General features: G+C 61.5%; 18 protein-coding genes. 12 read left to right on the top strand and 6 right to left on the bottom strand.

Translation table 11 applies throughout. The features are described 5' to 3' along the window. Positions 1-116: 116 nt before the first annotated feature. On the top strand, positions 117-773 hold the full coding sequence (locus AC0VX3_RS10085) for a glutathione S-transferase family protein (RefSeq protein ID WP_475524595.1): 657 nt from the start codon (positions 117-119) through the stop codon (positions 771-773). Positions 774-827: 54 nt separating this feature from the next. Here AC0VX3_RS10085 and AC0VX3_RS10090 read toward each other — a convergent pair whose 3' ends face one another. The 3 genes from AC0VX3_RS10090 to AC0VX3_RS10100 all read right to left on the bottom strand — a co-directional run bounded on the left by AC0VX3_RS10090 (position 828) and on the right by AC0VX3_RS10100 (position 4,151). Continuing rightward, positions 828-1,760: a PhzF family phenazine biosynthesis protein gene (locus AC0VX3_RS10090; protein ID WP_348149537.1), complete on the bottom strand. Its 933-nt coding sequence runs from the start codon at positions 1,758-1,760 to the stop codon at positions 828-830. A 143-nt stretch (positions 1,761-1,903) separates the two neighbouring features. After that, entirely contained in the window at positions 1,904-3,100 is a 1,197-nt protein-coding gene (locus AC0VX3_RS10095) for a GNAT family N-acetyltransferase (protein ID WP_475524596.1), read from the bottom strand. A 148-nt stretch (positions 3,101-3,248) separates the two neighbouring features. Next, positions 3,249-4,151 (bottom strand): pirin family protein, encoded by a 903-nt coding sequence (locus tag AC0VX3_RS10100; protein WP_475524597.1) that lies wholly within the window; start codon positions 4,149-4,151, stop codon positions 3,249-3,251. Positions 4,152-4,395: 244 nt separating this feature from the next. Here AC0VX3_RS10100 and AC0VX3_RS10105 point away from each other — a divergent pair, with 244 nt between their 5' ends. From AC0VX3_RS10105 to AC0VX3_RS10120, 4 genes are read left to right on the top strand one after another with little or no spacing between them, the layout of a single operon-like run. Continuing rightward, positions 4,396-5,319 carry an ABC transporter ATP-binding protein gene (locus AC0VX3_RS10105; RefSeq protein ID WP_342891952.1) on the top strand — a complete coding sequence of 308 codons (924 nt, stop codon included), beginning with the start codon at positions 4,396-4,398 and terminating at the stop codon, positions 5,317-5,319. A gap of 7 nt (positions 5,320-5,326) precedes the next feature. Further along, on the top strand, positions 5,327-5,818 hold the full coding sequence (locus AC0VX3_RS10110; protein ID WP_475524598.1) for a GNAT family N-acetyltransferase: 492 nt from the start codon (positions 5,327-5,329) through the stop codon (positions 5,816-5,818). After that, positions 5,815-6,576, top strand: coding sequence for an ABC transporter permease (locus tag AC0VX3_RS10115; RefSeq protein ID WP_342891954.1), 762 nt, complete (start codon positions 5,815-5,817; stop codon positions 6,574-6,576). Before AC0VX3_RS10110 ends, AC0VX3_RS10115 begins: the two co-directional genes overlap by 4 nt. Positions 6,577-6,604: 28 nt before the next feature. After that, complete coding sequence (locus tag AC0VX3_RS10120) at positions 6,605-7,489, top strand: D-alanyl-D-alanine carboxypeptidase family protein (protein ID WP_475524599.1); 885 nt, start codon at positions 6,605-6,607, stop codon at positions 7,487-7,489. 329 nt (positions 7,490-7,818) lie between these two features. Here the strand turns inward: AC0VX3_RS10120 and ilvC are convergent, their stop codons facing one another. Beyond that, positions 7,819-8,838 (bottom strand): ketol-acid reductoisomerase, encoded by a 1,020-nt coding sequence (gene ilvC, locus AC0VX3_RS10125; protein ID WP_475524600.1) that lies wholly within the window; start codon positions 8,836-8,838, stop codon positions 7,819-7,821. A gap of 109 nt (positions 8,839-8,947) precedes the next feature. After that, positions 8,948-9,598, bottom strand: coding sequence for a TetR/AcrR family transcriptional regulator (locus AC0VX3_RS10130; RefSeq protein ID WP_475524601.1), 651 nt, complete (start codon positions 9,596-9,598; stop codon positions 8,948-8,950). A gap of 376 nt (positions 9,599-9,974) precedes the next feature. On the opposite strand from AC0VX3_RS10130, the gene AC0VX3_RS10135 reads away from it, so the two are divergent. Together AC0VX3_RS10135 and AC0VX3_RS10140 are read left to right on the top strand one after the other, a co-directional pair. Then, positions 9,975-11,975, top strand: a complete 2,001-nt coding sequence (locus tag AC0VX3_RS10135; RefSeq protein WP_475524602.1) for a putative bifunctional diguanylate cyclase/phosphodiesterase — start codon at positions 9,975-9,977, stop codon at positions 11,973-11,975. A gap of 168 nt (positions 11,976-12,143) precedes the next feature. Next, on the top strand, positions 12,144-12,557 hold the full coding sequence (locus AC0VX3_RS10140; RefSeq protein ID WP_475524603.1) for a L,D-transpeptidase: 414 nt from the start codon (positions 12,144-12,146) through the stop codon (positions 12,555-12,557). A 155-nt stretch (positions 12,558-12,712) separates the two neighbouring features. On the opposite strand, the gene AC0VX3_RS10145 is transcribed toward AC0VX3_RS10140, so the two are convergent. Continuing rightward, on the bottom strand, positions 12,713-13,603 hold the full coding sequence (locus AC0VX3_RS10145; RefSeq protein ID WP_475524604.1) for a LysR substrate-binding domain-containing protein: 891 nt from the start codon (positions 13,601-13,603) through the stop codon (positions 12,713-12,715). Between the two features lie 168 nt (positions 13,604-13,771). Between AC0VX3_RS10145 and AC0VX3_RS10150 the strand changes: the two genes are divergently transcribed. The 5 genes from AC0VX3_RS10150 (at position 13,772) to AC0VX3_RS10170 (ending at position 17,600) form a co-directional block, all read left to right on the top strand. Further along, the gene (locus AC0VX3_RS10150; RefSeq protein ID WP_475524605.1) at positions 13,772-14,902 is read left to right on the top strand and encodes a TauD/TfdA family dioxygenase; all 1,131 of its coding nucleotides are present in this window, start codon (positions 13,772-13,774) and stop codon (positions 14,900-14,902) included. After that, positions 14,899-15,666: a class II aldolase/adducin family protein gene (locus AC0VX3_RS10155; protein ID WP_475524606.1), complete on the top strand. Its 768-nt coding sequence runs from the start codon at positions 14,899-14,901 to the stop codon at positions 15,664-15,666. The genes AC0VX3_RS10150 and AC0VX3_RS10155 overlap by 4 nt, the downstream gene beginning before the upstream one ends. A gap of 32 nt (positions 15,667-15,698) precedes the next feature. Then, positions 15,699-16,325 carry a DUF998 domain-containing protein gene (locus AC0VX3_RS10160; protein ID WP_475524607.1) on the top strand — a complete coding sequence of 209 codons (627 nt, stop codon included), beginning with the start codon at positions 15,699-15,701 and terminating at the stop codon, positions 16,323-16,325. Between the two features lie 180 nt (positions 16,326-16,505). Further along, a complete protein-coding gene (locus tag AC0VX3_RS10165; RefSeq protein WP_475524608.1) occupies positions 16,506-17,096 on the top strand; it encodes a DJ-1/PfpI family protein in 591 nt (196 codons plus the stop codon). A 153-nt stretch (positions 17,097-17,249) separates the two neighbouring features. Continuing rightward, on the top strand, positions 17,250-17,600 hold the full coding sequence (locus AC0VX3_RS10170; protein ID WP_342891966.1) for a ribbon-helix-helix domain-containing protein: 351 nt from the start codon (positions 17,250-17,252) through the stop codon (positions 17,598-17,600). Positions 17,601-17,610 lie beyond the last annotated feature (10 nt).

The raw sequence follows: 17,610 nt of genomic DNA on the forward strand, positions 1-17,610 counted from the left end.
GTTGACTAACATCTGCTTTCATTATAGTCAACCAGAAGGTTGAGTAAATGGCCGGCTTTCGATCATTGACCGACCGGCCCGCGGCAATGCCGCGCAAGTGTCAAGCAGGAGAGAGAATGATGATGCAGCTTTATGTGACCGACGTGTCCCCCAACAGCCGCCGTGTTCTGGCGGCCATTGGTCATCTGGAACTTGAAGGGGAAACCCGGATCCGCAAATTCGACCTGATGAAGGGAGAACACCGGACCGAGGAGTTTCGCGCTCTCAACCCCAACCAGAAAGTTCCAGTCCTGGTCGATGGCGATCTGAAACTCTGGGAATCCAATCCCATCATGATCTATCTGGGTGAGCGACAGGGGGCCGGGGAATTCTGTCCGACGGACCGGATCGGGCGGATCGAGGTTCTGCGCTGGATGTTCTGGGAGGTCCTTCACTACAACAAGGCGCTGGGTGAAATCGTCTGGGAAACGGTGGCCAAGGCGGGTTTTGGCCTGGGCGCGCCCGACCAGGAAAAGATCGATGCCGCCCTGGAAAACTACCACCGGTTTGCGGCCGTCCTGGAAAGCCACCTGGAGAGCCGAGACTTTGTTCTCGGGGACAGGCTGACGGTGGCGGATTTCGCCGTCGGCTCGCACTCGGCACTGGCGATGCATCCGGGATCGCAGGTTCCTCTGGACGATTATCCGAACATCAAGGCGTGGTATCTGCGTCTGGAAGACGTGCCGTCGTGGAGCGCCACGGCACCACGGGCCCTCGCCGAAGCGGCGGAATAGTCGGGCGGAACGCGACCTTGCCGGCGGCCCGCATCCGGGCCGCCGGCAACAGGGTCAGAGGAACAGTTCTCCACGCGCGACAAGGGTGGCCTGGCCACCGATGCGGACGGCATGCATCGCGCCGCCCTCGATATCGATTTCCAGATCGATCAGGGAAGGGCGGCCCATTTCAAAGCCCTGTTCGATCCGGATATGATGCGTGCCATTGGGCAGGTCGTCGTAATAGTCGACCACGCCCGCGAACGCGGCGGCAGCCGATCCGGTGGCCGGATCTTCCGGAATGCCCATCTCGGGCGCAAACAGGCGTGCATGGAATGCGCTGTCGTGGGAACGGGTCTCGCGGCAATAGACATAGGCGTCGTTGTGATCGCCGGTGTTGTCGTTGTTGCCATTCTTGCCGAACCCGGCCTTCCACATGGACGGCACTGGCTTGGCCCGGGCCAGCGCATCGAGATCGCGCACCGGCACAAATGTGAAGGGCGGGCCGACCCGGAAGCGCGACGGGGCATGGTTCTCGAAGCCGATATCGGTGGGCTCCAGGTTGAGGGCGGCTGCGATCAACTCGGTATTGTGCGTGGGGCCGGCCGGCTCCGGCAGGCTCGGCACATCGAATTCGGCGAAGGCAGCCGCGTTTTCACGCAGGATCACCGCGCAGCGAACGGGACCGATTGCCTGCTTCAGAACGACCACGGAGTCCTGTTCGCCGGACACATCGCCGAAGCGTTCCATGGCAATCAGTATGGCTGTTCCCACTGTCGGATGCCCTGCAAAGGGCAATTCCAGTTTCGGCGTGAAAATGCGCATGCTGGCGGACTGGCCGGGTTTGTCGGGAGGAAAGACAAAGACCGTTTCGGAAAGATTGAACTCTCCGGCGATCTTCAGCATCTGCTCGTCGCTCAGGCCTTCGGAGTCCAGAACCACGGCCAGGGGATTCCCGGCGAGGCTGGTGTTGGTGAAGACATCCAGTATCGCGTAGCGACGGCCCATATTTACGTTCTCCCTGGCAATTGATCCGGCAACGGTTCCTGAGGTGAGCGGACTTTTGCATGTCTGGGCAAGTCCTGCCAGTGCCTATCGGTCTATCATGGTGAACAAAAGCTTGCCGCAGGGACCACGCATTCCGAAGCGGATCACGCCGCCTGCGTCCCCAGGACCGGTTCACCGGGGATGTTTGGGTGCGGAAGCAGATAATCGCCGATGGCGCGGGCAAAAGGCACTATCGAGGGGTCTTCGAGGTCTTTCCGGTGGCGGATGATACGGATATCGGCCAGTTCCTGCTCTTCGCTCGCTTCGGAAAAGCGTAGGATACGCTCCCGCAGGTTCTCCGCTTTTCCGTCTATGTCGAACAGTTGTGCAATTGAAATGCGCGGGCCGTCGAAAGCAATCAGGAGTTCGCGCGGTCGAACGTCCTTGCCGGTGAGACCGGTTTCTTCTTCCAGTTCACGATAGATTGCCCCAACCGCATCGACCTTGCCATCCGGGGTGAGATCGGTGAGATCCAGATTTCCGCCCGGCGGATAGATCAGACCGCCGGTGGCTGTGCGCGCGGACATGACACCATAGAGAAGTGCTCCGTCACCGGATCTCAGGATCGCGGACCCAAAGAGATTGAAGGCAGACGTGTCTGGAGCTCCCCAGTCGCGCCAGGCAAGATGGGCGGCGAATGAACTTTCACAACAGCTCCCGCTGAAGACACCGTCCTCGAAGCGGAACCCTGTCAGCTTCAAGGTGCGTCCGTTCCACAGGAGGGCGATGCGTTTTTTGGCATCCTCGAAATGGCTCAGGATTTCCTGTTCATTGTCCATCTCGAAAGCCCATGGAGTAGACGACACACCGATATCCAGGGCCCGGACCTTGTGCACACCTTGCGATAACCGCTTTTCCATCAGCGAAATGTCGGTGTCCGGTGACAATTCGCTTCGCCTTGTGGCAATGGTTCGAAACCCCCGGGTCTCATAAAATGGATCCGCCTGCGGGCCGGTCTCCAGAAAGAGGCGTAGCAGACCCCGGTTTCTGGCATCATCCTCTGCGCGCGTCAGGAGCAGGTTTCCTATGCCAAGGCGCCGGGTCTCGGGTGCGACGACCAGAAAGTCGATGCGCAGGGTGTCCGCGCCTTGCTGGCTCAGGCCGGAAAAGGCAACCGGTTTACCGTCCTGCTCGGCCACGGTCACATTAAGAGACCGGATCGTCGCTTCGGTTATGTTCCGGGAATTCCGGCATTCCGCCATCTGGTCTTCCACAAAGCCCCGGGTGGTCTTTGCGGAACGGAGAATGTCTGTGAGTGCGGGGGCATCGGCGATTGTGGCAGGGCGGAGTTTCAGGGGCATGGGCAGTCCGGCTTGGTGGGCGATGCGCAGGCATAACCGGTCATTGTGAAGGTTCAAAGGCAAGCGGAAACACATGCGCCTGCCCGGAGCTTCCGCCAACCGGTCGTCCCGCCCGAAAGCACCGGGAATGTCCAATGTCAACGTCGGCCTATCTGATGAACGTGCCATTCTGCAGTTCGCTGACGGCCTGCATCAGTTCCTGGCGGGTGTTCATCACGATCGGGCCGTGCCAGGCAACCGGCTCACGGATCGGGGCGCCGGAGACCAGCAGGAAACGGATGCCCTGCGCGCCTGCCTGGACCACGATCTCGTCGCCGGAGCCGAAGATGACCAGGGAGCGGTTGCCTGTCCGGTCGCGGAATTTCAGCTCCTCGCTGCCGAACTCTTTCTCCGTCAGCACGCCGAACGGGTCGGAAGCGCCCTCGAAGGTGCCTGAGCCTTCGAAGATATAGGCAAAGGTCTGCTTGTAGGTGTCCACCTTGAAGCGCTTTTTTGTTCCCGCCGGGACATGGATGTCGAGATATTGCGGGTCGGCGGCGATGCCGTCGACGGGGCCGCGTTTGCCCCAGAATTCGCCGCAGATGACCCTGGCCGAGCTGCCGTCGTCGTCGACGACCACGGGAATGTCCGGGGCCGTGACGTCCTGGTAGCGCGGTTCGCTCATCTTGAGGGAGGACGGCAGGTTGGCCCAGAGCTGGAAACCGTGCATGCGGCCGGTTGCGTCGCCCTTGGGCATTTCCTGGTGCATGATGCCGCGGCCCGCGGTCATCCATTGCACGTCGCCCGCGCCCAGGTTTCCGGTGTTGCCCAGGCTGTCGCCGTGTTCGACCGTGCCGGCAAGCACATAGGTGATCGTCTCGATGCCCCGGTGCGGATGCCAGGGAAAGCCCTTCAGATAGTCTTCGGGACGCTCATTGCGGAAGTCGTCGAGCAGGAGAAACGGGTCCAGCATCTCCGGATCCTGGAAACCGAACACGCGTTCCAGCTTGACGCCCGCGCCTTCCATGGTCGGTTGCGTGGTGCCGATATGCGTGACGGGGCGGATGGACATGACGGGTTCCTGCTTTGGGCGTTGTTACACAGAACACTATAGCGGCGGGGCCCGTGAAACCCAGACCGGTTCGGCCAAACGCAGTGTTTCATGAGCCGAAACAATGGCTGAGCGGTGCAGTCGGCCGGCGACCGCTCCAGGCCGATCCGCACGGCCTTGCATCTTGCGGCGGCCCTGCCCACATGCAAGTGTGCTCGCCTGTTGGCCATCTGGTCAAATCCCACATTCAAACCGGTTGAAACTGATGGCTCCGATACTGTCCGTACGCGACCTGGAAAAGACCTATGACGGTGGTTTCCAGGCGCTCAAATCGGTGTCCCTGGACATCGCCGAAGGCGAGGTGTTCGCGTTGCTCGGACCGAATGGTGCCGGCAAGACGACCCTGATCAGCACGATTTGCGGGCTGGTGCAGCCGACCTCGGGCACCATTCATGTCGGTGGCCATGACGCCCTGAAGGACTACCGGAAGGCGCGTCAGCTGATCGGCCTGGTGCCCCAGGAAATGCCGACGGCCCCGTTCGAACTGGTCGGCGACACGGTGGCCTTCAGCCGCGGCCTGTTCGGCCTGCGGCCCGACCGCGATCTGGTCGACAGGATTCTGAAGGACCTGACCCTCTGGGACAAGCGCGACAACGCGATCATGGCGCTGTCCGGCGGCATGAAGCGGCGGCTTCTGGTCGCCAAGGCGCTGGCGCATGAGCCGAAGATCCTGTTCCTGGACGAGCCGACGGCAGGGGTCGACGTTGAACTCAGGCACGACATGTGGCGTATCGTCGGAGACCTTCGCGACAAGGGTGTCACGATCATCCTGACGACGCATTATATCGAGGAAGCAGAGGAAATGGCCGACCGGGTCGGCGTGATCAACAATGGCGAGATCGTCCTAGTCGAGAACAAGGCCGAACTGATGCGCAAGCTTGGCCGCAAGCTTCTGACCCTCAGCTTGAACGAACCTCTGGAAGCCGTCCCGGACAATCTGGCGAGCTACGGTCTGCGGCTCGAGGACAGCGGTTCCAGTCTGGTCTACACCTATGACAGTCAGGCCGAACGGACAGGTATCACGGCGCTGCTGACCGACCTTGCTGCTTCCGGGGTGCGCTTCCAGGATCTGCAGACGGACCAGTCCACGCTCGAGGACATCTTCGTCGACCTTGTCAAGCAGGGATGAGGGGCCGATGACGAGCCAATTCACCATCCGCAAGGCGGAACCGGCGGACAGGGACGCGCTGAGCGACCTGTGCATGCGGTCCAAGCAGTCCAATGGTTATGACGATGCCTTCATGGCCCGATGCGCCGACGAATTGCGGGTACGCAACAGCTGGATCGAGGACGACGACTTCTGGCTGGCGGAAGGGCCGGACGGGAAACCGGTCGGATGCATCCGCCTGTCGACCGGCGCGGACCGCGTCTCGGGTGAACTCGAGACCTGTTTTGTCGATCCGCAGTGGCAGGGCAAGCGTGTGGGGCAGGGCCTGTTCGACGTGTTGCTGCAGCGGGCACGTGAGCTTCAACTGACCCGGATCGGCCTGGATGCGGATCCCTTCGCCGAACCGTTTTATGCCCGCATGGGCTTTCAAACCACAGGCCGGGCACCGTCCGGCTCGATCCCGGGACGCACTTTGCCCCGGATGGAACTGATCCTGGATGCGGGGTACGCGGGCACATGAATTTCGAAGCGGTCAAATCAATCTACGTGGCGGAGATGGCGCGCACGCAGCGCACCATCATGCAGAGCATCATTTCACCGGTGATCTCCACCGTGCTCTATTTCGTGGTGTTCGGCGCTGCGATCGGCTCACGCATATCGGAAGTTGACGGCGTCAGTTACGGTGCATTCATCGTGCCCGGCCTGATCATGCTGTCGCTGATGACCCAGAGCCTTTCGAATGCTGCTTTCGGAATTTATTTTCCGCGCTTCACCGGCACCATCTTCGAGATCCTGTCCGCTCCGGTGTCGTTCCTCGAAATCACCGTCGCCTATGTCGGCGCGGCGGCGACCAAATCGATCCTCGTCGGCCTGATCATCCTGATCACGGCGAATTTCTTCGTGCCGCTTGAAATCCAGCACCCGTTCTGGATGGCGGCGTTTTTCCTGCTGACCGCGGTCACCTTCGCCCTGCTCGGCTTTATCATCGGTATCTGGGCGGACAATTTCGAGAAACTTCAATTTGTGCCGCTTCTGATCGTCACGCCGCTGGCTTTCCTGGGCGGCAGCTTCTATTCCATCAACATGCTGCCGGAAATCTGGCAGAAGATCACCCTGGTCAATCCGGTCGTCTACCTGATCTCCGGTTTCCGCTGGAGTTTCTATGGTCAGGCGGATGTCAGCCTGTGGCTGTCGCTGCTGGCGACCTTGATCTTTCTTGCAGGGTCGCTGGCCATCGTGCACTGGATATTCAGGACCGGTTACCGCCTGAAGCCTTGAGCGCCGGCCGTTGATGGATGGGTTTGGAATGCGCTGGACTTTCTTGCTGAAACGCACCGCTGTCTTTGTTGTTGCCGGATTGCTGGCCGCCTGCCAGACGGTGCCGTCCACGGCTCCTTCCGGTCCCGGTGCCGCCGGGGCGATCGAGAGCACACCGCTTCCGGTGGTCAGCCATGCACCGGCAACCGCCGTTGAGCGCGGGTTCTCTGCCCTTGTTGTCAATGCGGCGAGCGGCGAGGAGCTTTATGCGGTCGATGCGGATGGTGCGCGCTTTCCAGCTTCGCTCAGCAAGATGATGACGCTGTATCTCCTGTTCGAGGCCGTGTCGGACGGACGTTATTCCCTGTCCTCGCCGCTCACGGTGTCGGCTCGGGCCGCGTCCCGGCCGCCGGCCAAGATCGGGCTCAAGGCGGGGTCGACCATCACGGTGGAGCAGGCCGCGCGGGCGCTCGCGGTCAAGTCGGCCAACGATGTTGCCGTTGTGATAGCCGAGAACCTGGCCGGGAGCGAAACGGCCTTCGCCCGGCAGATGACGCAGCAGGCACGGGCGCTTGGCCTGACCCGAACACGCTTCGTCAACGCCACGGGTCTGCCGGATCCGGGCCAGGTGACGACGGCCCGGGACATGGCCAGGCTCGGCCTCGCACTGAAGCGGCGGTTTCCGCAATATGGCAGCTACTACAGGGCCAAGTCGTTTTCCTACAACGGCCGTTCGTTCCGGGCCACCAACAACCTCATCGGCACGGTCGCGGGCGTCGACGGCCTGAAGACGGGCTATATCCGCATGTCCGGCTACAATCTGGTCGCGACCGCCAACCGCGGCGGCCGGCAACTCATCGTCGTGGTCATGGGCGGGAAAAGCGAAGCGGCCCGGGACCGGGAAGTCACGCGGCTGATCGAGAGCTATTCGTAAGACGGAGGCCTTCCAGGATATAAGCCCTGCTGTCGCAAGCGGGGCTCAGCTTGTTGACAGGCTCTCAGTTGGTCATTCCGGACAAGTGCAGCGGCGCTGCGCGCTGATCCGGAACCTGGCGTATCAGCGCGAGCGAAAGCGAGCACCAGAGCAAGTCAAACCTCTGAAATCACGGGTAAGGACGCGCCTGCGGCGCGAAGTAAACGCTGGTTTCCGGCTCTGGCCATGCAGCTGCGCTGCAGACCGGCCGGAATGACGAAATTGAGTTTGTCAGACGTAAAAGCCCCGCTGTCGCCAGCGGGGCTCTTTTTTCGTTCGGATCGGATCGATCAGTTCTTGGTCTTGTCGACCAGCGCGTTGGACTTGATCCACGGCATCATGCCGCGCAGCTTCTCGCCGACTTCCTCGATCTGGTGGGCGTCGTTGAGACGGCGGGTTGCCTTGAACTTGGCGGCGCCGGCCCGGTATTCCTGCATCCAGTCGGACGTGAACTTGCCGGTCTGGATGTCGGTCAGGACGCGCTTCATTTCCGCCTTGGTCTCGGAGGTCACGATGCGCGGACCGGTGACATATTCACCCCATTCCGCGGTATTGGAGATGGAGTAGTTCATGTTGGCGATGCCGCCTTCGTAGATCAGGTCCACGATCAGCTTGACTTCGTGCAGGCACTCGAAATAGGCCATTTCCGGCGCGTAACCGGCTTCGACCAGGGTTTCGAAACCGGCGCGGATCAGTTCGACCAGACCGCCGCACAGAACCGCCTGTTCGCCGAAGAGGTCGGTTTCGCACTCTTCCTTGAAGGTGGTTTCGATGATGCCGGAGCGTCCGCCGCCGACGCCGCAGGCGTAGGACAGGCCGAGATCCTGGGCGTTGCCCGATGCGTCCTGGTGAACGGCGATCAGGCACGGCACGCCGCCGCCCTTCTCGTATTCGCTGCGCACGGTATGGCCCGGGCCTTTCGGTGCGACCATCAGGACGTTGACGGAGGCTTTCGCCTCGATCAGGCCGAAATGGACGTTCAGGCCATGGGCGAAGGCGATCGCCGCGCCGTCGCGGATGTTGTCGGCGATATGGTCCTTGTAGATGTCGGCCTGGAGCTCGTCCGGGGTTGCCATCATCATCAGGTCGGCCCAGGCCGCGGCGTCCGCCACGGTCATGACCTTGAAGCCGTCGGCTTCGGCCTTCAGCGCGGTGGTGGAGCCCGCACGCAGCGCGACGGCAATGTCGCGTGCGCCGGAGTCCTTGAGGTTCATGGCATGGGCGCGGCCCTGGGAGCCGTAGCCGATGATGGCGACTTTCTTGGATTTGATCAGGTTGAGATCAGCATCACGATCGTAATAAACGCGCATGGGTTCCTTTCTCCCGTCTGCAGTCTGTCTTTGTTTCAAGAGCCGGATTTCTGTCCGGTCGTTGTTTTTCGAAGTGTTCCCCGGTGAGCCGGTCCGAGCAGTTGCCCGGTCAGGCCCCGAACAGCCGGTAGAAGCGGTCGACCGCCGTTTTGGCCTGGGAATTCAGGTCCTTCTCGGCGGCGCCTGCGGCTTCACCGAGAAGAAGTCGGATGTGAACGTCGCGGATCGCCAGGCCGTAAAGGACCTGGTAGGCATCGTTCGAGTCGTCGAACCTCAGCAGTCCGTGCCGGCGGCCGCTGTCGAGCATGGCGCGGGCACGCGTTGAAATCATGTGTTTGCCGCGCACCAGCAGAAGCTGGCCCAGCCGGTTGGAATTGGTGTTGGACTGGCCGATGGAGAGCCGGTTCAGCGCCAGCGACGTTTCGGAAAAGAGAACCTCGAGCAGCGCCTCGACGAAGGCCGTCACATGCGCCCGGAAAGTCGCCGCATCGGCGGTCGCACCGGCCTCGGAGGGAAACTGGACCTGGCTCGCCTGATAGGCGACCACGGCGGCGAGCAATCCGTCCCGGTCACCGAACCACTTGTACAGGCTCTCCTTGGAGCAGCTTGCGGTCCGCGCCAGCCCTGCCGTCGTCAATGCCTTTTCGCCGCCATCGACCAGAAGTGTCAGTGCGTGCTGCAAGACCACCTGTTGCCGCGGCGAAAATTCGGGCGCGGCATCCGGGTGGGAAGTGGCGATGTCGAAGGCGGCTGCTGTCATGGTCGGTCAGGTCGGTTGATGGCGGAAGGGCATGAATTTAGGGAACCGTACGGTACGGTTCGGAGTGGTTATTGCACCGGCGGTCAAAGAGGTCAAGAGGTTGTATGGGAAAATCGCACGAGGGGGCGAAGACAGCCGGAAGGCACGCGGCAACGGCGCTGTAGTGCCTGCGGGGACCGCCGGGTTCCAGGCACGGTGATTGACTGCGACCTGGAGGGTCTGACTGTTTTTCCGGGATTTATTGTAAATAATGACAGTGAAAAGATCTTCAATCAATTTTAGCGAGTAAATTCAAGGTCATCAACGATACCAGAGTTATAAAATTATTAGTCTATCTCTGTATTGTATGGATTTGGAGAAGAAGCGAGAACCAGGCATGTTTGATAAAACCGGCGGTGTTCGCGGCTTGCTGAATTTTGCAATGTTGATCGTCTTCATTGTGGTCATGCTTGCCGTCGGAAAACTGGCGATCGGCCGGACGGTTGATGCCGTGATCGAGGCCAATGCGGAACGCAAGGCCATCAACTGGGCCATGTATCTGTCCGAGAGCATGCCCGGTCTGCCGGCACTGATCGCCACCGGAGAGACAACCGCAGATCAGCAGACCGTCATCAGAACGGCGGTCCAGGTCGCGGACGTGTTCCGTTTCAAGCTGTTCAATGCCAATGCGCAAATGGTTCTGATTTCCGACGAGCTCGGCGTGCCGCTGGAAGTGGGAGCCGAAACCGATCACAACGGCCATGCGCAGATTGTGCTGGACACCGGAAAACCATTGATCGACGTTCAGGACGGCCGGGAAAAGCAGAACCGCCCTGATCTCTATGTCGAGGCCTATGTGCCGGTGTTCACCAAATCCGGCGAGTGTATCGGTGTTGTCGAGGTCTATCTCGACCAGACGCCTGTCGCCGCGCTCTTCCAGACCAACTTTGTCAGTCTGGCAGCCGCGCTTGGCTTTGTCGTTCTTCTGAGTTTCGGTGTGCCGTTCCTCGCCTATATCATCAAGATGCGGCAACAGGTCAAAACCGGCGAAAAAGTCCGCCTGCTGTCCTCGCGTGACCAGCTCACCGGTCTGCACAATCGTGCGACGTTCTTCCAGAAGGTGGAGGAAGCGTGCCAGTCCGGGCGCCTGGACCTGCAGAAGGCGGCGATCATCTTCATCGATCTGGACAACTTCAAGACGATCAACGACACGTTCGGACACAAGGCCGGCGATGCGTTCCTGCGCCATGTGGGCAACGCGATTTCCTCCCATCTGGGGGAAAGCGACCTGAGCGCCCGGTTCGGGGGGGACGAGTTCGTCTTCATTTCACACAACCGGACGATGGACGAAATCGAAGCCCTTGTCGCAAGCCTCAGGGAGGCCGTCAGCGTACCGGTGCGGACAGACGGCATCGCACTGACCGGTCATTTGAGCCTCGGGGTCCATTTCGACCTGGAGCACGAGCTGAGTCTCAAGGAGCAGATGCACAAGGCGGATATCGCCCTTTACCAGGCGAAACTCTCCGGTCGCAACACCTGGGTGCTGTTCACGCCGGACCTGGAAGAGAAAATCACCAGGCGCCGTTTCGTGGAGGAATGCATCCTTTCGGGATTCCCGCAGAACCGGTTCGAAGTGCATTACCAGCCGCTGATCCAGCAATCCTCGCTGGAAGTCGTCGGCTTCGAGGCTTTGCTTCGGCTGAAGGATGCGGACGGCAATTTCATTGCCCCGGACGAATTCATTTCCATCGCCGAAGATGCCGGCGAAATCAACAAGATCGGCGTCTGGGTTCTTCAGGAGGCAGCCAGAACCGCGGCGAGCTGGCCGGAGCCGCTGTTTGTCTCGGTGAACCTGTCCGCGAAGCAGTTTGGCGATGGCAAACTTGTCGGGACCGTCAGCGAGGCTCTTGAGGCGGCGGGATTGCCGGCGCATCGGCTGGAACTGGAAGTGACGGAGAATATCCTGATCGAACAGGAGGAAAATGTCACCGGTCAGCTGGAAGCCCTGAGCGCGATGGGTGTCTCCCTGGCGATGGACGATTTCGGTACCGGCTATTCAAGTCTGGGCTATCTGTGGAAATACCATTTCGACAAGATCAAGGTCGACCGGTCCTTCATCGGCTCCGTGACGGACAAGGACGAGAAATCGCGCCATGTGCTGAACACGATCATCGAACTCGGCCACAGGCTGGACATGACCGTGACGGTCGAGGGGATCGAGACCGAGGCCCAGGTTCACGCCCTCAACGACCTGTCCTGCGATCATTTCCAGGGCTTCTATTACGGGCTGCCGATGCCCGCCCAAGATCTGGCGCCGTTCGTCGCCGAGCATCTGGCACTGCGCAGGATTGCTGACGGCCGGTTGAACTCCGGTGGGGAAAGGAAGGCATTCCGTTGAATGCAGATCCCGAGTCCGAACAGCCAAGACATTCCGTTGTCGAAATATGTTGAACCCGAAAATTGCCCGTGATTATTCTGGTTGAATGAGTGTTTCACGTGTTCGTTGTTGTCGGGTGGGATTGTAATGTTGAGGTTGCGGAAAGCTATTGTTGCCCCTCTGATCCGAATGTTCCTGGTTCCGGCCTTCCTGGCTCTGACGCTTGCCGGTGCGAGCGCGGCCCAGAAGGTGACCGCCACCATCGATATTTCCGAACAGAAACTCTATCTTTATGTCGATGGCCGGTTGCGCAACAAATGGCCGGTGTCGACCGCGCGCAAGGGCTACCGCACGCCCATCGGCAGCTACCGGCCGACCCGGCTGGAAGCCGACTGGCATTCGCGCAAGTACAACTGGGCGCCGATGCCCCATTCGATCTTCTTTCTCGGCGGCTACGCCATCCACGGCACCACCGATCTGAAGAACCTCGGCCGGCCCGCCTCCCACGGCTGCATCCGCCTCGCCCCCAAACATGCCGCGCGCCTGTTCAATCTGGTCCGGCAGACCGGGCACAGTGATACGCGCATTGTCATCAGGCGCTGAGGCGGCTGCCGGCGGCACCGCAGAAACCCGCATTACCTGATCCCGGCACGCCGCCCCGGCCTTGAGCCAGGGTCTTTCGCATGTCCCCCGCCCTAAAGGTCCCGGATCACGTCCGGGACGGCGCGGAAGATCAGCCCGACGACGACCCCACCTGATCATTCCGCCGCGGCCTTCAGCCACTTCAGCACCACCTCTGCCGTTTCCGTCTTCCGGCTCCGATGTGACAGGACCGCGTGGTAGGCGTTTTCGGGTTGCAGGGGTGGCAGGCCGGTGGGGACGAGCAGGCCTTTGGACACCTGGTCGCCGGTGATCGAGCGCCAGCCGAGCATGACGCCGTGGCCTGACAGGGCCGACTGGGTGGCCTGGACGTAGTTGGAAAAGCGCAGGCCCTTGGCCGATCCTGCGGCGCGCTGGTCGGTGCGGGCGAGATAGTCGGCCCAGGAGATCCAGCGCCGGTCGTCGGTTGCCACATGGATCAGGAACGATGCGGCCAGGCTGCCGGCTGCGGCCTCGATGCGGCTGAGGTAGGCGGGTGCGCAGACCGGCTCCACACGCTCCCGGAACAGCAGCGTCACATCGCCGTCGTCCCAATGGCCGTCGCCATAGCGCAGGGCGATGTCCGTGCCCGGACCGAGGCGAGGGACTTCCCGGGACGTCGTCTGGACGTGGATCGCCAGATCCGGGTGATCGAGATAAAAGGCCTCCAGCCGCGGCATCAGCCAGTATGTGGCGAAACCGATGGTGCAGGCGAGGGTGATTGTGGTGCCCATCGGGTCGTCGAGGGCGCGGATGTCGTCGAGAGCGCCGGTCAGTCGTTCGCGGTTTTCGGTGACGGCCATCAGAAGAATCCTGCCGGCTTCGGTCAGGCTTGCGGGCCGCGTGCCGCGATCGATCAGTGCTACCCCGACATGGTCCTCCAGCTGCTTGAGCGCCTGGCTGATCGCCGACATCGACACGTTGAGTTCGCCTGCCGCCGCCTTGGCGCTGCCGGCCAGTTGCACGGTTTCGAAAACACTGAGAAGCCGGAGCGGGGGCAGGCGGTGCATGGCTGTTCCAGGTTAAGCAATTGCTTAAGTCAAGTTGCGTTTTTATCGCCTTTTCAAATCCGCTCCGCAAGTGCAATTTGTGATCAAAGTGATTGTAATTAAAGCGCTATAGCCACTCCTTCGAGAAAGACAGGCGAAGTGCGCGCGGTTAAGTTAAGGACGAGAAACATGCTTGGAACCGGTGACGCAGGCGTGCTGTTGCAGGAAGAGGGGCTCGACGTGCCGTTGACCGACGGCTGGACCGCCTATTTCAATTATTACTGGCTGCGGGACAATTGTCCCAGCTCCTTCGATCCCGAGACCCGCGAACGCGTGTTCGACATCTTCGCGGAGGACACAGCGCCGAAGGCCGTCTCCGCGTCGATTTCAGGTGGAGAGCTGGAAATCGCCTGGGCCGGATCGGCGCATGTCACCCGGATGCCGCTCGACCGGCTTGCCGCCTATGCGAACGGCGAAAAGCGGGCGGATGTCGCCAATCTGCCGCGTGTGCCCTGGCTTGCGGATCACTATCCGAATATGGCGCGTTTTGCCCATCAGGATCTCATCGCCGATCAGGCCTGCGTGCGCGACTGGAGCCGGGCCATGCTCGTCGACGGGATCGCCCTGCTCACCGGACTGCCCGACACGGACGATGCGCTGAAAGACACCGCCGGTCTGATCGGTCATGTGCGGCCGAGCTATTTCGGACAGGATTTCGAGGTCAAGACCCACATCAAGCCGACCAATCTGGCGTTCACGTCCAAGGCGCTGCCGCTGCATACGGACCTGCCGGACGAGGACCTTGCACCCGGTGTCCAGTTTCTCCATTGCCGGGCGAATTCGGTCGAAGGCGGCAACTCGCTGTTCGTCGACGGGCTGGCGGTGGCTGCGGATTTCCGTGAACGGCACCCGGAAGACTTCGAGCTGCTGGTCTCTACCGATGTGCCTTATTACTGCGAGCATGACACGTTCGATATGCGGGCGCGCCAGCATGTCATCGAACTGGATGAATACGGCAACATCTCCGGCGTCACGATCAGCCAGCATCATGCGGATATCTTCGACATGCCGCAAAAGGATCTGAACCGGTTCTACCCGGCCTTCTGCCGTTTCGGACGCATGATGCGCGATGAAAAATACATGATGCGCTTCCGTCTGAATGCGGGTGAGTGTATCGTTTTCGACAATCACCGCATCGTGCACGGCAGGGCAGCCTATTCGGCCACCAGCGGCGACCGGCATCTGCGGGGCTGTTACATCGACCGGGGCGAGATGCGCTCCACCTACCGGGTGCTGGCCGGAGAAGGACGGTTCAAATGAATGTTGTCACCGATGTCGCGTTCGGCGCCCCGGAACGGCAGTCCGAGCAGGCCCTCAGGCAGGATCTCGCGGCGGCGTTCCGGATCGCGGTCCGGATGGGCTGGCACGAATCCGTCGGCAATCATTTCAGCGCGGCGGTTTCCGACGACGGTGCAACCTTCCTGATGAACCCGAAATGGCGGCATTTTTCGGATGTGAAGGCCAGCGACCTGTTGCTGCTCGACGCCCATGACGATCAGGTGATGGCAGGCGCGGATGCGCCGGATCCCTCCGCCTGGTGCATTCACGGCACGGTTCACCGCATGAATCCGGCCGCAAAGGTCCTGTTTCATTGCCATCCCCCCAACGCCACCGTGCTGGCGACCCTCCAGGACCCGTCGATGAAGCCGATCGATCTCAACACGGCGCGGTTCTTCGGCAAGGTCGCGGTCGATCCCGGTTTCGGCGGCATGGCCGACGAGGCGGAGGAGGGCCACCGCATCGCCGTGACGCTCGGCGACAAGCCGGTGCTGATCATGGGCAATCACGGTGTCTCTATCGCCGCGCAGACCATCCCGGAAGCCTTCGAGCATCTCTATTTCTTCGAACGCGCCGCCGAAACCCTGCTGAAAGCCTATGCCTCGGGCCAGCCCCTGGCCGTCATGTCCGACAATCTCGCCGCCAAGACGGCTGCCGAATGGGAGCCCTATGTCGGGATGGGTTACGCCCATTTCGAGTACTGGAAGCGGGAGCTGGACCGCACGGAGCCGGACTACAAGACCTGATCGGTCGTCGCTGGCTGTGCCGGTCCCGGCCGATGATCAGGCCCAACGCCCTCATCCTGTTGCCTTTGCTCAGTTTCATCTGGCTTGCCTGCGGCGTGCTCGTGGCCGGGAGTCTCTATCCGGACTACAGCCATCTTTCCCGGTTCATGAGCGCCCTCGGCGCGACGGGCACGGTCCACGGTGCCACCGTGAACCTGGCTGTTTTTGCGGTGGCCGAACTCTGGGTTCTGTTGTTCGTGGCACTGGCCTTTCGCGCGGTCGGCAGAGATGGCCCGGCGATCGCGGGACTGGCCCTCGTCGGGTTCTACGCGGTCCTGCTTTTGACGGCGGCCTATTATCCGTGTGATTTCGAGTGCCGTCCCGAGCAGCCCTCGAGGTCGCATCTCATTCATGTCAGCGCCGGTTTCCTGGCCTATGTTGCCGCCCTGGCCGGCTTGTTCCTGGTCACGCTCCGCCTCAACAGGCGGGGCATCGCAAACCTGCCCCGAAGCGCCGGCGCCGGGCTGGTTCTGAGCGGAGCGGTGCTGCTGGCCGGCACCGTTCAGAGCCAGGAGTTCGCCGGATTGTTTCAGCGGTTGCTGGAAACGCTGATCTATCTCTGGCTGACGATCGTGGGCGTCGCCCTGGCGCGCATGCAGGCAAGGTCCGGCAGTTCGTGAGGCCCGGCCCCGCCAGACCGTATGTGGTGCGAACCTGGTACGGGCCGGCAATGCCGGTGTGAAGCGGGGCAAACGCGTGCAAACCACGTATTCTTCACGGTAGTAGTCTGCTAATACCCGCTTGCTCCCTTCGACTGCTAGCCTTTGTGCCATCGCTGTTTTGCTGTGGGAGGAAAAAGCATGAGTGCGAAGAAGATCCTTATGATCACCGGGGATTTCACCGAAGATTACGAGACCATGGTGCCGTTCCAGACGCTGCTCGCAATGGGCCATTCGGTCGACGCGGTGTGCCCGGGCAAGAAGGCCGGCGAGAGCGTCGCCACCTGCATCCACGATTTCGAGGGCGACCAGACCTACAGTGAAAAACGGGGTCACAACTTCACCTTGAACGCGAGCTTCGCGGACATCGATGCCACGTCCTACGACGCCCTGGTGATCCCGGGCGGCCGGGCGCCGGAATATCTGAGGCTCGATGCCGATGTTCTGGCCGCCGTCAAACACTTCATGGAGGCGGGCAAGCCGGTTGCCGCCGTCTGTCATGGCGCGCAGATCCTGACCGCCGCAAGGGTGATCGAGGGCAGGACCGTCTCGGCCTATCCCGCCTGCCGCCCGGAAGTGGAAATGGCCGGCGCGACCTATGCCGACATTGCCATCGACAGCGCCGTCACGGACGGCAATCTGGTCACCGCGCCTGCCTGGCCGGCCCATCCTGCATGGCTGTCCCAGTTCAACTCGGTCTTGTCCGCGGATGCGTCCAGAGCCGCGGCCTGAGCAGAACCTGCTTCCGAACCTTCCGGGCCGCCTTCCCACTAAAGGCGCCGGATGGCTACGGCTCCCGCCCCAGGCTGCTTGCAGTCCTCGGGCGGGCCTTTTCAGGGGCCGGGAAAGGCAATAAGCTTCAACGCCACCAGACCGGATACAGCCATGTGCAAACTCTTCATCGACGCCGACCCCAACCTTTGGGAAAGCAGCACCAGATCCCTGCGCATCGACGGCATGGTGACGTCCGTGCGGCTGGAGGCCTTCTTCTGGAAAGTGCTGGAAGAGATCGGCGCGCGCGATGGCATGAACGTCGCGCAACTGATCACCCGACTGCATCACGAAAGCATCGATGCCGGCCACGATCTCGGCAATTTCACCAGTTTCCTGCGGGTATGCTGCGGCCGTTATCTCGCGCTGCAACTGTCTGGCGACGTGCCGACGGACACGAGGCTGCCGATTTCCGGACTGGATGCGGACGGCATTCTGGAAGCGGAGACCGGCCGGGTCCACTGATGGAGAGGCC

The organism is Roseibium sp. QJM3NY_11 (genome assembly GCF_056173175.1).

What these genes read in the sequence shown, in the direction of transcription:
- AC0VX3_RS10085 (WP_475524595.1), top strand. Translation starts at nt 117, where the DNA reads ATGATGATGCAGCTTTATGTGACCGACGTGTCCCCCAACAGCCGCCGT.
- AC0VX3_RS10090 (WP_348149537.1), bottom strand. Translation starts at nt 1,760, where the DNA reads ATGGGCCGTCGCTACGCGATACTGGATGTCTTCACCAACACCAGCCTC.
- AC0VX3_RS10095 (WP_475524596.1), bottom strand. Translation starts at nt 3,100, where the DNA reads ATGCCCCTGAAACTCCGCCCTGCCACAATCGCCGATGCCCCCGCACTC.
- AC0VX3_RS10100 (WP_475524597.1), bottom strand. Translation starts at nt 4,151, where the DNA reads ATGTCCATCCGCCCCGTCACGCATATCGGCACCACGCAACCGACCATG.
- AC0VX3_RS10105 (WP_342891952.1), top strand. Translation starts at nt 4,396, where the DNA reads ATGGCTCCGATACTGTCCGTACGCGACCTGGAAAAGACCTATGACGGT.
- AC0VX3_RS10110 (WP_475524598.1), top strand. Translation starts at nt 5,327, where the DNA reads ATGACGAGCCAATTCACCATCCGCAAGGCGGAACCGGCGGACAGGGAC.
- AC0VX3_RS10115 (WP_342891954.1), top strand. Translation starts at nt 5,815, where the DNA reads ATGAATTTCGAAGCGGTCAAATCAATCTACGTGGCGGAGATGGCGCGC.
- AC0VX3_RS10120 (WP_475524599.1), top strand. Translation starts at nt 6,605, where the DNA reads ATGCGCTGGACTTTCTTGCTGAAACGCACCGCTGTCTTTGTTGTTGCC.
- ilvC (WP_475524600.1), bottom strand. Translation starts at nt 8,838, where the DNA reads ATGCGCGTTTATTACGATCGTGATGCTGATCTCAACCTGATCAAATCC.
- AC0VX3_RS10130 (WP_475524601.1), bottom strand. Translation starts at nt 9,598, where the DNA reads ATGACAGCAGCCGCCTTCGACATCGCCACTTCCCACCCGGATGCCGCG.
- AC0VX3_RS10135 (WP_475524602.1), top strand. Translation starts at nt 9,975, where the DNA reads ATGTTTGATAAAACCGGCGGTGTTCGCGGCTTGCTGAATTTTGCAATG.
- AC0VX3_RS10140 (WP_475524603.1), top strand. Translation starts at nt 12,144, where the DNA reads ATGTTCCTGGTTCCGGCCTTCCTGGCTCTGACGCTTGCCGGTGCGAGC.
- AC0VX3_RS10145 (WP_475524604.1), bottom strand. Translation starts at nt 13,603, where the DNA reads ATGCACCGCCTGCCCCCGCTCCGGCTTCTCAGTGTTTTCGAAACCGTG.
- AC0VX3_RS10150 (WP_475524605.1), top strand. Translation starts at nt 13,772, where the DNA reads ATGCTTGGAACCGGTGACGCAGGCGTGCTGTTGCAGGAAGAGGGGCTC.
- AC0VX3_RS10155 (WP_475524606.1), top strand. Translation starts at nt 14,899, where the DNA reads ATGAATGTTGTCACCGATGTCGCGTTCGGCGCCCCGGAACGGCAGTCC.
- AC0VX3_RS10160 (WP_475524607.1), top strand. Translation starts at nt 15,699, where the DNA reads ATGATCAGGCCCAACGCCCTCATCCTGTTGCCTTTGCTCAGTTTCATC.
- AC0VX3_RS10165 (WP_475524608.1), top strand. Translation starts at nt 16,506, where the DNA reads ATGAGTGCGAAGAAGATCCTTATGATCACCGGGGATTTCACCGAAGAT.
- AC0VX3_RS10170 (WP_342891966.1), top strand. Translation starts at nt 17,250, where the DNA reads ATGTGCAAACTCTTCATCGACGCCGACCCCAACCTTTGGGAAAGCAGC.